General features: G+C 65.3%; 9 protein-coding genes. 7 read left to right on the top strand and 2 right to left on the bottom strand.

All coding sequences use genetic code 11. The features are described from left to right. Positions 1–23 precede the first annotated feature (23 nt). The 4 genes from ABRP17_RS10805 (at position 24) to ABRP17_RS10820 (ending at position 7,378) form a co-directional block, all read left to right on the top strand. Positions 24–2,615 carry a M14 family zinc carboxypeptidase gene (locus ABRP17_RS10805; RefSeq protein WP_349984656.1) on the top strand — a complete coding sequence of 864 codons (2,592 nt, stop codon included), beginning with the start codon at positions 24–26 and terminating at the stop codon, positions 2,613–2,615. Between the two features lie 672 nt (positions 2,616–3,287). Further along, a complete protein-coding gene (locus ABRP17_RS10810; protein ID WP_349986807.1) occupies positions 3,288–4,082 on the top strand; it encodes a DUF4198 domain-containing protein in 795 nt (264 codons plus the stop codon). A gap of 26 nt (positions 4,083–4,108) precedes the next feature. Next, positions 4,109–4,936 carry an EF-hand domain-containing protein gene (locus tag ABRP17_RS10815; protein WP_349986808.1) on the top strand — a complete coding sequence of 276 codons (828 nt, stop codon included), beginning with the start codon at positions 4,109–4,111 and terminating at the stop codon, positions 4,934–4,936. A 132-nt stretch (positions 4,937–5,068) separates the two neighbouring features. Continuing rightward, complete coding sequence (locus ABRP17_RS10820) at positions 5,069–7,378, top strand: TonB-dependent hemoglobin/transferrin/lactoferrin family receptor (RefSeq protein WP_349986809.1); 2,310 nt, start codon at positions 5,069–5,071, stop codon at positions 7,376–7,378. Between the two features lie 151 nt (positions 7,379–7,529). Here ABRP17_RS10820 and ABRP17_RS10825 read toward each other — a convergent pair whose 3' ends face one another. Next, a complete protein-coding gene (locus tag ABRP17_RS10825; RefSeq protein WP_192096243.1) occupies positions 7,530–8,957 on the bottom strand; it encodes a DEAD/DEAH box helicase in 1,428 nt (475 codons plus the stop codon). Positions 8,958–9,587: 630 nt separating this feature from the next. On the opposite strand from ABRP17_RS10825, the gene ABRP17_RS10830 reads away from it, so the two are divergent. From ABRP17_RS10830 to glmS, 3 genes are all read left to right on the top strand, one after another. Further along, positions 9,588–10,577, top strand: a complete 990-nt coding sequence (locus ABRP17_RS10830) for a fumarylacetoacetate hydrolase family protein (RefSeq protein ID WP_349986811.1) — start codon at positions 9,588–9,590, stop codon at positions 10,575–10,577. After that, positions 10,574–11,260 (top strand): maleylacetoacetate isomerase, encoded by a 687-nt coding sequence (gene maiA, locus ABRP17_RS10835; RefSeq protein ID WP_349986813.1) that lies wholly within the window; start codon positions 10,574–10,576, stop codon positions 11,258–11,260. Before ABRP17_RS10830 ends, maiA begins: the two co-directional genes overlap by 4 nt. Positions 11,261–11,338: 78 nt before the next feature. Further along, entirely contained in the window at positions 11,339–13,177 is a 1,839-nt protein-coding gene (gene glmS, locus ABRP17_RS10840; RefSeq protein ID WP_349986815.1) for a glutamine--fructose-6-phosphate transaminase (isomerizing), read from the top strand. Between the two features lie 91 nt (positions 13,178–13,268). On the opposite strand, the gene ABRP17_RS10845 is transcribed toward glmS, so the two are convergent. Next, entirely contained in the window at positions 13,269–14,396 is a 1,128-nt protein-coding gene (locus ABRP17_RS10845; RefSeq protein WP_188325975.1) for a PilT/PilU family type 4a pilus ATPase, read from the bottom strand. Between the last annotated feature and the right edge of the window lie 86 nt (positions 14,397–14,482).

Raw genomic sequence — 14,482 nt, forward strand, 5'->3', positions numbered from 1 at the left:
GCCAACCTTCATGGGGAATCGTTGTGTCCTTCCATCGCAGTGTGTTGTTGTCCTTGTTCGTTGCCGCCGTTGCGGTCGCCGCTCCGGTTCTCCCGGCGCAGGCCCAGAGTGCTTACTTCTTCCCGCAGGGCCAATCCACCGATTTCGATCCCGCGGTGCTGACGCCGCAGCAGTTCCTCGGCTACGAGGTCGGCAGCCGCTACACGCGGCATGACCAGCTGGTGGCTTACTTCAACGAACTGGCCAAGCACTCCGACAAGATCACGGTGCAGGAAATCGGCCGCAGCTACGAAGGTCGTCCGCTGCTGATCGCCACGGTGACCGCGGCACAGAACCACGCGCGGCTGGACACGCTGCGCCAGCAGCACGCCACCCTGGCCGATCCCGCGCAGCCGCGCACCGCTGCCGGCGACAGCCCCGTGGTGGTGTGGCTGGGCTACAGCGTGCACGGCAACGAGACCTCCAGCGGCGAGGCGGCGATGCTGACGGCGTACTACCTGGTGGCCAACCGCAGCGCCGAGACGCAGCAGTGGTTGCAGAACGCCGTGGTGCTGTTCGATCCGGCGCAGAATCCGGATGGTCGCGATCGTGCAGCGAACTGGCACAACGCCTACGCATCCAGTCCGGCATCGGCCGACCCGGCCGACAAAGAGCATGTTGAACCGTTCCCGCAGGGTCGCACCAACCACTACTTCACCGACCTCAACCGCGACTGGCTGGCCCTGACGCAACAGGAAAGTCGACCGAAGATCGAGGTCTTCCACCAGTGGTACCCGAACGTGCAGATCGACTTCCACGAAATGGGCAAGGACAGCACGTACTACTTCGAGCCGTCGCCGAAGAGCATGCACAGTCCGTTGCTGCCGGCCGCGTCGTACGAATTCAACAAGACTTTGGCGAAGTACCACGCCGCCTCGCTGGATGCGCTGGGCTCGCTGTACTACACCGGCGAAAACTACGACAACTTCTCCCCGGTATACGGCTCGACGTACCCGGATTTCCACGGTGCCGTGGGTGTCACCGTCGAACAGGCCAGCTCGCGGGGACGCGTGCAGGAGTCGGTCAATGGCCCGTTGACCTTCCCGTTCACCATCCGCAACCAGGTCGCGACCGGGCTGGGCACCGTGCGCGGTGCGGTGGCTGAGCGGGAAGGCCTGTTCACCCTGCAGAAAACGTTCTTCCAGTCCGCGCTCAAGCAGGCGGGGCAGCAGCCCTTGAAGAGCTTCGTGTTCGGCGATGCGCACGATCCTGCGCTCACCCGGAAGCTGCTTGAGTTGTTGCTGCTGCACCGGATCGAGGTGCATGCGCTGGCATCGACCGTCACCGTAGAGGGGCGCCGCTTTGAACCGGGCAGTGCCTACGTGGTGCCCGCTGCGCAGCCGCAGTTCCGGCTGGTGCATTCGATCTTCGCCGACACCCCGCCGATCAAGGGCGATGTGTTCTACGGCAGCACGTCTTACGCTATCGCACCGGCCTACGGGGTTGCTTTCGCCGCCAGCAAGGGGCGCATCGCGGAGGGCACGCAGGTAAACGCGTTGCCGCCGGTGCAGGCGGGGGTACAGGGTGGCCAGGCCGGCTACGCCTATGTGATCGATTGGCGCGACTACAACGCGGGCCGTGCGCTGTACGCACTGCAGTCCAAGGGTCTGTCTACGCGCGCGGCGTTCCAGTCTTTCACCGCCAGCACGGTGGGCGGCGATGTGTCGTTCGCGCCCGGCAGCATCGTGGTGCCGGTGGCAGGACAGCCACTGCAGGGCGCGGCGCTGCGGGATGCCGTGCAGGCGGCCGCAACGGATGCAGGCGTGCAGGCGCATGCACTGGCCAGCGGCCAGAGCCGGGGCGGTGTCGATCTGGGCAGCGATGGGGTGAAGGCATTGCACAAGCCCACCGTCGCGCTGGTGATGGGCGAGGGCGTGAACGCCACCGAGATCGGCTCGGCCTGGTTCCTGCTGGACCAGCAGCTGCAGCTGCCCGCCAGCAAGATCGACCCGACCCAGCTGGGCAAGGTGGCGTTGGACCGCTACACCACGATCGTGTTGTCCGGTGGCAAGTACGAGGCAGTGGACGACGTCGCCGTGGGCGCGCTGAAGCGCTGGATCCAGGCAGGCGGTTCGCTGGTGACGTATGGCACCGCCTCGCGCTGGGCAATCGACAAGAAGTTGGCCGACGGTGAGAAGCTAGGCCAGGACGAAGAGACCACTGCGGGCGAACGCAAGGCGTTTGGCGATCAGCGCGATATCGCGGCGATCGAGCGGGTGAGCGGCAACATCCTCAGTGCGGACATCGACACGAGCCATCCGTTGGGCTTCGGCGTACCGGGTCGCGCGCTGGCGGTGAACAAGGAAAACGCGGTGGTGCTGCAGCCGAGCGCAAATCCGTTCTCCACGGTGGTGCGGGTGGACGAGCAGCCGCGCGTCAACGGCTATCTGTCCGAGCGCAACCGGGCGCGGGTGAAGGGCTCGGCGTGGTTGCTGGTGTCGCCGCAGGGACAGGGCAACGTGGTGTTGTTCGCCGATGACCCGGCGCACCGGAAGTATTGGCACGGGACGGATCGGTTGCTGGTCAATGCGGTGTTCTTCGGAAATCTGTTGAACCCGGCGAAGCCGAGGGGATAGGAGGGTTTGCCGGGCTTGCAGCCCGGCACCTGCAGAAGCAACGGCAACGGCAACGGCAACAGCTGCGGGGCTGCTTGGAGGTGGGGCGGGGTGGGTTGGCGGGGGACGGCAAGGGCCGCATCCATGCGGGCCTCGTTTCGTGCCATCCATGGCACGGGTCCACGTCATCGCATTCGCGCTGCCGCTCCCACGCTTTGCTTCGCAAACCGCGGGCCCCGTCTCACCAGCACCCACACCCCGCCGCTTCGCGGCCGCCCCTGACTCAGGGGCTCCCTCCACCCGACGGATTATCGCCATCTGTAGCGCCGAGCCGTGCTCGGCGGAATGTCCCCGCCAACGGCCCGCTGCGCTCGCCGACCATGGGTCGGCGCTACCGCCTTTTTCTTTTTTCTTACGCGGCGGGCGGCCAAGGAACCTGTCAGACGGCTGGGCGGTGGGGCTGCGCGGGGGCGTTGAGCGCCATGGATGGCGCGAAACGAGGCACGCATGGACGCAGTTTTTGCCGGCCCCCGCGCAGCCCCACCGCCCAGCCCCAAGCACGCAGCCTGCTGTAAGAGTCAGCCGCGAGGGGCTCCGCCGTTCGCCGCATAACAATCGTATTGCGAATCATTCGCAATAGGCATAGAGTGTGCGCCGCCGGACTGGGGCCGGTGCCTTCCACGAGATATGCCGATGAAAACCTGCTTGCTGGCTGGCCTGATGCTGGCCGCCGTCGTGTTGCCTGCCCGTGCGCATACGCCGTATCTGGCGCCGGCAACGTTCCAGATCCAGCCGACCGGCCTGGTCACGCTCGATGCCAGTTTCGCTGAAACCTTCTTCGTTCCCGAGGTGGTGTTCGACAACAGCACCTTCGTGGTGACCGATCCCGATGGTGTGACCCATGCACCCGATACCGTGCATCTGTTGAAGACCCGGGCCGTGGTCGAGCAGCGGCTGCCGGGCAAGAAGGGCACCTACCGCTTCAACACTGGCAATCGCCTTGGCGCGGTGTTCCGTACGTTCGAGGTCAACGGCAAGACCGAAAGCAGCCGTGACCCGTCCACGCCGCTGCCGGCCGGGGCGAAGATCGTGTCGCACTACCAGAGCCTGTCGCGGTCGGAGGTCTACCTGACGGCCGGGGAGCCGACCACCGACGCCCTGAAGCCGTACGGCAAGGGCCTTGAGCTGGTCCCCGTCACCCATCCGAGTGATCTGTACGTCGGCGAGTCCTTCACTTTCGAAGTGCGCTACGACGGCAAGCCGCTGCCGGCGCAGAAGGTGGAGATCAACCGCGCGCTCGGCGATGGCCACAGCCAGCCGGCCGCCCTGGAGCTCACCACCGACGCCGCGGGCAAAGCCACCTTGCCGTTGCAGCAGGCAGGCAGCTACCTGGCGCTGATCCGCTATCGCGGCGCTGCCCCGGCAGGGGCTGCCGCACCGCAGTACGGCAACAACTACACGCTCAGCTTCCGCGTGCTGGAACCGTAAGCCACTCCCCTGAAGGATTTCCTCGTATGACCAAGATCATGATCGCGCTGGCGCTGCTTGCGGCTGCATCCGCCCCCACGGCATCCGCGCAACAGGCCGCTGCACCTGCCCTGTCTTCTGCCGCAGCAGATTTCCTGGAGCAGTTCGATCCGCAGGACACCGGCGCGGTCAGCTGGGCACAGTTCGAGACCTTCCGTCGCGTACGCTACGCCGCGACCGACCGCAACGGCGATGGCAGCGTGGACAAGCAGGAGTACATCGACGAGTACCTGCAGCGTTTCGATGAGCGCTTGGCCAAGGCACGCGAAGGACACCTGCGGCAGACCGACACACGCTTGAAGGCGCTGGACCAGGACAAGGACGGGCGCATCAGCCGCGACGAATTCGACGCAGCGGGCGAGCGCACCTGGGACGGCTACGAGAAGAGCCAGGAGGCGACGCGGGAAAGCGCGGCGGCGACCAACCGTGATCCCTTGAAGATGCCGACCTCGCATACCGCCAACGGCATGCTGGACCTGTACGACCGCAATGGTGACGGGGTGGTCGATCGCGCCGAGTTCGATGCTGCACGCGCCGCCACGTTCGCCGCGACCGACACCAATGCCGATGGTCAGTTGGACCTGGCCGAGTACACCGCCGAATTTGCCGGTCGCCTGGATGCGCAGCGCACCAAGGTGCGAGAGGCGGGCGGGCGTCAAGCGGCGGTGCGCTTCGGGGCACTGGACACCGACAAGGACGGTCGGATGACCTTCGCCGAGTACCAGGTGTCGGGCAAGCGCCTGTTTGATCGCGCTGATACCAACGGTGATCGCATCGTCGATGCGCGTGATCCGGAACCGACCGCTACGCCGTGACACATCGGGTGCCGGCATGCCGTCGGCACCCTTCACCCGATCTCCCACGACCTCCCAGCCCGCACCGCCGCCACGCGCGTCGGCAGCCAGGAATGGCGTTAGCCCAGCCCTTCTCCCTGCGGAGCTTTCCCGATGAACCTGTCCCTCTCCCTGCTTTCACTGGCGGTGCTCGCCAGTCTGTCCGCGATGCCCGCCGCGCATGCGGACGCACCGGCCGATGCCGGCACCCTCGATACCGTGCAGGTGGAAGCCGAGCGCGCCAAGAAGAGCACGTCGCGCAACCAGAACGTCACCGTGCTTACCGCTGCCGACCTGGACGCGGACATGGCCAACACCATGGAAGAGGCCATCCGCTACATCCCTGGTGCCAGCGTGGTGGACATGGGCCGCTTCGGTGACAACGGCTTCAACATCCGCGGCCTGGAAAGCGACCGCGTGGCGATCACCGTCGATGGACTCAGCCTCGGCGAGTCCGTGGAAACGGCGCGCTCGTATGAGTTCTTCCGCGGCGGCCGCGGCGACGTGGACATCGACACGCTGAAGAGCCTGCAGGTGATCAAGGGGGCGGACTCCATCACCGCTGGCAGTGGTGCGCTCGGTGGCGCGGTGGTGTTCACCACCAAGGACCCGGCCGACTACCTGAAGGCCGTCGGCAACGACACGCACGTGGGGGTCAAGTTCGGCTACAGCGGCGCCAACGACGAGACCATGGGTACGCTCACTTTCGCCAACCGCACCGGCATCGCCGAATCGATGCTGGTCTATACGCGCCGCGAAGGCCATGAATCAGAGAGCTGGTACGACACGACCGTGGACCGCATCGGCATCGGCCGGCGCACCCCCGATCCGGTGGACAGCACGCGTGACAATCTGTTGGGCAAGCTGGACCTGCAGCTGGATGAACGCAACACTCTCGGTTTCATGATCGAGCGTGGCCGTGCGCGCAACGAAGTGGACAACCTGTCGCGCGTGTACGCGCCCGGCTATCTGGAGCGGCGCGGTGATGACCGCAATGATCGGGATCGCTATGGCGTGCGCTGGCAGTACCGCCCGCAGAATGCGCTGTTCGACAGCGTGGAAGCGCAGCTGGATCGTCAGGTCACCGAGAGCCGGGGCCTGACCACCATCCTCGCCGGTAGCGGTTGCCCGGGGCGCACCGTGCCGTGCCTGCGCAGCGAGAACCGTGCGACCGAACAGACGCTGGATCGCGCGGCACTGGATTTCAGCAAGGTGCTGGAAACGTCCGGCGCACGCCATGACATCGCGTACGGACTGGCCTGGCAGACCCGCGACGTGGACTTCACCGCCGTGGATACGCGATGGACGGCGGCGGGCACCGTCGCCAGCGTCGACCAGGATCCGCGCCAGGTCCCCAGGACCGACGCGCGCAACTGGAACCTGTATCTGCGCGACAGCGTGTCGTTGCTGGACGACCGACTGATCCTGAGCGGCGGTGCACGCTATGACCGTTATGACTATTCGCCCACGGTGGATGCCACCTTCGTCGACCTGACGGGCAGCGTGCGTGACCTGCAGTTTTCCGCGCCGAGCTGGCAGGCGGGTGCCGAGTTCCGCTTCCTGCCCGACCACGCGCTATGGGCGCAGTTGGGACGCGGGTTCCGTGCACCCAGCGTGGCCGATCTGTACTCGCCGACTGGATCCACTGTCGCCTTCGATGCGCTGACCGGCGCGCAGGTGCAGTTCGATACCTCATCATCGAATCCAGACCTGGATGCCGAAAAGAGCTTGAATGTAGAGCTGGGTTACCGCTGGACGACGGACCGTGGATTGCTGGGCGTCTCGCTGTTCCGCGGCCGCTACAGCAACTTCATCGAGACGGTGACCACGGCGCAGGCTTACGCCAACGGCTACCGCACCACCGCGACGTCGCCCGTGTTGTACCGCTACAACGCAACGATGCCGATGAACGCCGGCAAGGTGATCGTCAAGGGTGCCGAGCTGGAAGGTCGCTGGCAGTTCAACGATGCGTGGTCGTCGCGCATCGCGGCTGCCTACAGCGAAGGCGAGAAGGCCAACGGTGATCCGCTGGAGAGCATCGTCCCGGCCAGCGTGGTAGTCGGGCTGCGCTATGCGCCGTCGCCCGTGTGGAATGTCACGGCCAACTTGACCCATGCCTGGGGAAAGGACGCCGACGATGCTTACACCACGTTGGCCAACGGCACCCGCGAGACCCCGGATTGGGTCGGCAAGGCCGATGGCTACACGGTGCTGGACCTGGTGGGCAGCTGGAACATCACCGATCAATTGCGGTTGAGTGCCGGTGTGTACAACCTGACCAACCGCGAGTACTACCTGTGGCAGCGGGTGCGCGGCGTGTTCGAGGGCTCGACCACGTTGTATGGCTACGTCAACGAGGAGGGCATCGGTCGTTACAGCGAACCGGGCCGCAATGCACGGGTGACCGTGGCGTACACCTTCTGAGGGGCAGATCCGCCAGCGCCGAGGCATGATCGGCGAGCGCGCAGCGCGGCCGCCTTGTGCCTTCAACAACGAAAAAGGGACGGAGCTCGCGCTCCGTCCCTTTTGTCATTGCGGGGTTACAGCCGCCGAGCAGGGCCCGGCGCTATCTCCCTTAGACCGCGCGGCTGGTGCTCGCGCTGCGGCCACGACCGGCACCGGCGCCGGCGGCACCACCGCCACCACGACGCTGGCCCTGGCCCTGCGCGGCACGCGCCTGGCCCGCACCGTTGCCGCCGCCTTCGCGACGACCGCCACCCGGCTTCTTCGGACCGGCATGCGCGTGACGCGGCGCATCGCCGTGCGGACGACGGGCATGCGAGGTCTTGCGCACGGCACGGTCACCCATATCGCTGTCAGCCTTGCCCGGTGCACTGTTGCCCCAGCGGATCGGCACCTGCAGCTCAAAGCCCGGTACGTCGCGGATATCCATGTCGCGGCCCAGCAGGCGCACGATCTGGCGCAGCAGCTTCACCTCATCCTGGGCGACCAGCGAAATCGCTTCACCGGTAGCGCCGTTACGGCCGGTACGGCCGATGCGGTGCACGTAGTCTTCGGCCACCATCGGCAGATCGAAGTTGATCACCTTCGGCAGCTCGTTGATGTCGATACCGCGTGCCGCGATGTCGGTCGCGACCAGCACGGTGACACGGCCGGCCTTGAAGTCCGCCAGTGCGCGCAGGCGCTGGCCCTGGCTCTTGTTGCCGTGGATCGCGGCGGTCTTGATGCCGGACTTGTCCAGGAACGCGGCCAGCTTGTCGCTGCCGTGCTTGGTGCGGGCGAAGACCAGGGTCTGCTCGCGGCTGTCCTGCGCCAGCAGGTGCAGCAGCAGGTCGCGCTTGCGACTGCCGTCGACCGGGTGGACGCGGTGGGTGATCAGCTCGGCGACGGTGTTCTTCGGCGTGACCTGGATCTGCTCCGGGTTGCGCATGAACTCCATGGCCAGCTGCTTGATGCTCTCTTCGAAGGTCGCCGAGAACAGCAGGGTCTGGCGGTTCTGCTTGGGCAGCTTGGCCAGGATGCGCTTGATCGACGGCAGGAAGCCCATGTCGAGCATGCGGTCGGCTTCGTCCAGCACCAGCACTTCAATGCCGGACAGGTCGATGCTGCGACGCTCGATATGGTCGATCAGGCGGCCCGGGCAGGCCACCAGCAGGTCCACGCCACGGCGCAGGATGTCGAGCTGGTTGCCCATGCCGACGCCGCCGTAGATGCAGGCGCTCGGAATGCGCAGGTACTTGCTGTAGCCGCGCAGGCTGTCGTGCACCTGGGTGGCGAGTTCGCGGGTCGGGGTCAGGATCAGCGCGCGCGGCTTGCGCGGGCCGCCGTTGGACACTTCCTGCGAACTGGTGGCCAGGTGCTGCAGCAGCGGCAGGCCGAAGGCGGCGGTCTTGCCGGTGCCGGTCTGTGCGCCGGCCAGCAGGTCACGGCCGGCCAGGGCGAGCGGGATCGCCTGCTCCTGGATCGGGGTCGGGGTTTCATAGCCCTGCTCGGAAAGCGCACGCAGCAGGAAGGGCGCAAGGCCCAGAGATTCAAAGGACATTCGAGAAAGCTCCAAAAACAGAGAACGCCTGACCGAATGGCCAAGCGGGGGCAGATCGATGAGATCGGCTGACTCGGAGCGTTCCCGTGAACCGCGCTGCGAGAATTGGGGGCAACCGGCGCGAAGCACAGGCTGGAATGCGTGACGTACGGCGTCGGAGTTGGGGCGGGCGAGGGGTCTATGACCTGACTCGCCGGCGGTCCCGGAGGGAAACGGACGGCCGTTGCAGACCGGCGAAGTCTACCCGAAGTTTGAGACTTGGCGCAAAGGGGCGTGTTCAGGTTGGGCTGCACGCCACGCCGGATGCGGGTGGGGCCGGGCGGGGAGGCTGTGCGGGGGCCGGCAGAAGCCGCATCCTGCGGGCCTCGTTTCGCGCCATCCATGGCGCTCAACGCCCCCGCCCAGCCTCCCCGCCCGGCCCTCCGACAGTTTCCGTGCTCGCCAGCCGCGCATGTAAATAATGAAAGGCGGTAGCGCCGAGCCGTGCTCGGCGGAGGGCGGCGACGCAGCTGACGCCTTCGATCATCCGCGGGACCGGCATACACTCGGGGATGCGGCGGCGCAGCTTTCCGTGGTTGCGGGGCTTTGATTACACTTGAAACTTGTTGTCCACCTCTGCCGGATATCCCCATGAAGCTTGGTTCGTTGAAGGAAGGGGGCCGCGACGGCACCTTGATCGTGGTCTCGCGTGATCTTGCGCGCGGGGTGCGTGCCACCGGTATCGCGGCGACGCTGCAGGTGGCGTTGGAAGACTGGGAGCGCGTGGCGCCGCGGCTGGACGCGCTTTATCAATCGCTCAATGCCGGTGATGCCGATGGTGTCTTCGACATGGACATGCAGGCGCTGGCAGCCCCGCTGCCGCGCGCTTACGAATTCCTGGACGGCAGCGCGTACCTGCCGCACGTGGCGCGGGTGCGCCGTGCGCGCGGTGCCGAGGTGCCGGAGAGCTTCTATACCGATCCGCTCATGTACCAGGCCACCAGCGCCGGTTTCCATGGTCCGCGCGATCCGGTGAAGGTGGTCAGCGAGGACTACGGCATCGACCTGGAGGCGGAGATCGTGGTGATCACCGACGATGTGCCGATGGCGGTCACCCCGGAGCAGGCAGCGGGCCATATCCAGTTGATCGGGTTGGTCAATGACGTGTCGCTGCGCAACTTGATCCCGGGCGAGCTGGCGAAGGGGTTCGGTTTCCTGCAGTCCAAGCCGCGTTCCGCGCTGTCGCCGGTGTTCGTCACGCCGGACGAACTGGGCGCTGCCTGGCAGGACAGCACGCTGCACCTGCCGCTGCTGACGCATATCAATGGCGCCTGGTTCGGCGCTCCGGAAGCCGGCGTCGACATGCAGTTCAATTTCGCCCAATTGGTGGCCCATGCGGCCAAGACCCGCCCGCTGGGTGCGGCGACCATCGTCGGCTCGGGCACCATCGCCAACGAAGACACCAGCAAGGGCGCGTCCTGCTTCGCCGAGCAGCGCACCGTGGAAACCCTGCGCGACGGCAAGCCCAGCACGCCGTTCATGTCCTTCGGTGACGTGGTGCGTATTGAAATGCTGGATGCGGCCGGCAACAGCATCTTCGGCGCCATCGAGCAGCGCATTGAACAGGCCAGCACGCCGTGAATCACGAGGCGGCGCAGGAGCCGGGCGGGCAGGGACGTATCGTCCTGCACACCTATTGGCGCTCCAGTGCCGCCTACCGCGTGCGTATCGGGCTGTACCTGAAAGGTCTGTCGTGGGAGCCGCAGCCGATCCATCTGGTGCGCGATGGCGGCGAACAGCACCATGACGGTTACCGTGCGCTCAATCCACAGCAACTGGTACCGACGCTGCTGCACCGCGGGCAGGTGCTGACGCAGTCCATGGCCATCCTGGAATACCTGGATGAGGTGTTCCCGGCTATGCCGCTGCTTCCGGCAGACCCGGCAGGGCGTGCGCGGGTGCGCGGCTTGGCCCAACTGGTGTGTTGCGATATCCACCCGCTGAACAACCTCCGGGTGATGCAGTATCTGGAGCGTCAGCTGCAGGTGGCGGTCGATGCGCGCACGCAGTGGACCCTGCACTGGATGGCCGAAGGCCTGGCAGCGATGGAATCCCTGCTCGCAGCCAGCGCAGCGACCGGCACGTTCTGCCATGGCGACCACCCCGGCCTGGCCGACGCCTGCCTGATTCCGCAGCTCTATAACGCCCATCGCTTCGGCTTGGAGCTGACCCCTTATCCGACCTTGCGGCGGATCGAGGCGGCGTGTCTGGGCCTGGAGGCGTTCGACGTCGCGCGGCCAGAGAACCAGCCTGACGCCGTGTGAGGCTGAATCACACCGACTGAGGCGATATTCAAGCGGTCGGCTAGAATGTCGGACTCAACCTGCAGCGGATTAGTGACTATGTGCGGAATCGTCGGTGCGATCGCGGAGCGTAATGTGGTCCCGGTCCTGGTCGAGGGACTCACGCGTCTCGAATACCGTGGTTACGATTCCTCCGGCATCGCCGTATTGGTGGGCGATGCGCAGCCGAGCGTCCGCCGCGTGCGCCGTACCGGCCGGGTGGCCGAAATGGCGGCCGCTGCGGCAAGCGATGGACTGAGCAGCGTACTTGGCATCGGGCACACCCGCTGGGCAACCCACGGCGGCGTGACGGAGGCCAATGCGCATCCGCACATCAGCGACGGCGTGGCGATCGTCCACAACGGCATCATTGAAAACCACGAAGAACAACGCGAGAGACTGCGTGCGCTCGGCTATGTCTTCGAATCGCAGACCGATACCGAAGTCATTGCCCACTTGCTGCATCACAATCTCAAGGAAGGCGACAACCTGCTGTCTGCGCTGCAGCGGACGGTCAAGGAGTTGACCGGTGCTTACGCGCTGGCGGTGATGAGCCGTGCCGAGCCTGACCACTTTGTCTGCGCGCGCATGGGATGCCCGCTGCTGGTTGGTCTGGGGGAGGGCGAAAACTTCGTCGCCTCCGATGTCTCTGCGATCATTTCTTCTACCCGGCGCGTGATCTTCCTGGAAGAGGGCGATACTGCTGACGTGCGGCGGGATGGCGTGCAGGTGTTCGGCCACGACGACGCGGCTGTTCAGCGCGATGTCCACCTGTCCGATGTATCGCTGGCTTCGCTGGAGCTGGGGCCCTACCGGCACTTCATGCAGAAGGAAATCCACGAGCAGCCGCGCGCAATCGCCGACACCATCGAGGCGGCGATCGACGCCGGCGGTTTCCCGGCCACACTTTTCGGCAAGAATGCCGAACACGTACTGTCCGGGATCGAAGGCGTGCAGATTCTCGCGTGTGGCACCAGCTACTACGCTGGCTTGACTGCCCGATATTGGATTGAGTCCATCGCAGGCTTGCCGTGCAGTGTGGAGATCGCAAGCGAGTACCGCTACCGTGCGGCGTATGCGAACCCCAAGCATCTCATCGTCACCATCTCGCAGTCAGGCGAAACGCTGGACACGATGGAGGCGCTGAAATATGCAAAGTCACTCGGCCATCAGCACACGCTGTCGATCTGCAATGTGCCCGAAAGTGCCATCCCACGTGCCAGCGAGCTGGTGTGCTACACCCGCGCCGGCGCGGAAATCGGGGTGGCGTCGACCAAGGCCTTCACCACGCAGCTTGCCGCCCTCTTCCAGCTGACCGTGGTGCTGGGCAAGCTGCATGGGCGGGTGGATGCCCTACGGGAAGCCGATTACCTGGAGCAGCTGCGTTTCCTGCCTGGAACCATCCAGCATGCGCTGAACATGGAGCCGCAGATTGCGGCATGGGCGGAGCGCTTCGCGCGCAAGAGCAGTGCATTGTTCCTTGGACGCGGCCTGCACTACCCGATCGCCCTGGAAGGTGCGCTCAAGCTGAAGGAAATCACCTATATCCACGCCGAGGCCTATCCTGCGGGCGAGCTGAAGCACGGGCCGCTGGCCTTGGTGGACGAGGAAATGCCCGTGGTGGTGATCGCGCCGAATGACGCTCTGCTGGAGAAGGTCAAGTCCAACATGCAGGAAGTGCGTGCCCGCGGGGGTGAGCTGTTCGTTTTTGCTGACCAGGACAGTCATTTCGTGGAGTCCGACGGCGTGCATGTGATCCGCACGCCACGTCACGCCGGCGTATTGAGCCCGATCGTGCACACGATCCCGGTCCAGCTGCTGGCCTACCACGCGGCGCTTGCCCGCGGCACCGACGTGGATAAGCCGCGCAACCTGGCCAAGAGCGTGACCGTCGAGTAACTGCAAAAAGGGGACGGAGGGGATTAAGTCGTTTTCGGCCCCAAGGCGAAAACGACTTAATCCCCTCCGTCCCCTTTTTCAGTCCCCTTTTTCAGAAGCCGTGGGTGATGCTGGGTTGGCCTTCGGAGAAGTCGGCGTAGGGGTCGTGTTCACCGTCGCTTCCTTCGGACAGGCGGAACTTCAAGGCCAGGCCGTCGCGGGAGTCGGCGGCGCGCAGTGCTTCCTCGATCTCGATGGTGCCGTCCTTCGCCATGCGGAACAGGCACTGGTCGAAGCTCTCCATGCCTTCTTCCAGCGACGCTTCCATCGCGGCCTTGATCTCGTGCACCTGGCCGCGGCGCAGCAGGTCTCGGATCATCGGCGTGTTGATCAGGACCTCGGTTGCGGGCAGGCGGCGGCCGTCCTTGCCCTTTACCAGGCGTTGGCTGATGACGCCGCGCAGGTTCAGCGACAGGTTCATCAGCACATTGCGGTGGGCGCTTTCCGGGAAGAAGTTCAGGATGCGCTCGATCGTCTGGTCGGCATTGTTGGAGTGCAGGGTGGCCAGGCACAGGTGGCCGGTCTCGGCGAAGGCAATGGCCGCCTCCATCGTTTCCGAATCCAGGATTTCGCCGATCAGGATCACGTCGGGTGCTTCACGCATGGCGTTCTTCAAGGCGCTGTTGAAGGCATGCGTATCCAGCCCCACCTCGCGCTGGTTGACGATCGACATTTTGTGCTTGTGCAGGTACTCGATCGGGTCCTCGATGGTGAGGATGTGCCCGGTGGTCGTGCTGTTGCGGTGGTCGATCATCGAGGCCAGCGAGGTGGACTTGCCCGACCCGGTGGACCCCACCACCAGGACCAGGCCGCGCGGGGTCATGATGACGTCCTTCAGCACCTGCGGCAGGTTCAGCTCTTCGATGCTGGGTATCCGGCTACGGATGGCGCGGATGACCATACCGACTTCGCCACGCTGCTTGAACACGTTCACGCGGAAGCGCCCGGTGTCCGCCAGGGCAATCGCCATGTTGAGTTCCAGCTCGCGTTCGAACTGAGGCACCTGGCCTTCGTCCATCAGCGAGTAGGCGATTTTCTTGACCATGCCGGGCGGCAGGCCGGTGTTGCCGAGCGGGTACAGCTTGCCCTCGATCTTGATGTAGACCGGCGCACCGGTAGTCAAGAACATGTCCGAAGCATTCTTTTCGGTCATCAGCTTCAGGAAGTAGCCGATATCCATACGCGTTTTTCCCCAAAAACGAGTCGCCGACGGCCTAAGTTGCAAGCATGCCGTCGGCTTGACGACAATGGCCGTGCACAATCATC

Origin of the sequence: Stenotrophomonas sp. WHRI 8082 (assembly GCF_040223995.2) — a bacterium.
GTDB lineage: Bacteria > Pseudomonadota > Gammaproteobacteria > Xanthomonadales > Xanthomonadaceae > Stenotrophomonas.

What these genes read in the sequence shown, in the direction of transcription:
- ABRP17_RS10815 (WP_349986808.1), top strand. Translation starts at nt 4,109, where the DNA reads ATGACCAAGATCATGATCGCGCTGGCGCTGCTTGCGGCTGCATCCGCC.
- ABRP17_RS10830 (WP_349986811.1), top strand. Translation starts at nt 9,588, where the DNA reads ATGAAGCTTGGTTCGTTGAAGGAAGGGGGCCGCGACGGCACCTTGATC.
- ABRP17_RS10810 (WP_349986807.1), top strand. Translation starts at nt 3,288, where the DNA reads ATGAAAACCTGCTTGCTGGCTGGCCTGATGCTGGCCGCCGTCGTGTTG.
- ABRP17_RS10825 (WP_192096243.1), bottom strand. Translation starts at nt 8,957, where the DNA reads ATGTCCTTTGAATCTCTGGGCCTTGCGCCCTTCCTGCTGCGTGCGCTT.
- glmS (WP_349986815.1), top strand. Translation starts at nt 11,339, where the DNA reads ATGTGCGGAATCGTCGGTGCGATCGCGGAGCGTAATGTGGTCCCGGTC.
- ABRP17_RS10820 (WP_349986809.1), top strand. Translation starts at nt 5,069, where the DNA reads ATGAACCTGTCCCTCTCCCTGCTTTCACTGGCGGTGCTCGCCAGTCTG.
- ABRP17_RS10845 (WP_188325975.1), bottom strand. Translation starts at nt 14,396, where the DNA reads ATGGATATCGGCTACTTCCTGAAGCTGATGACCGAAAAGAATGCTTCG.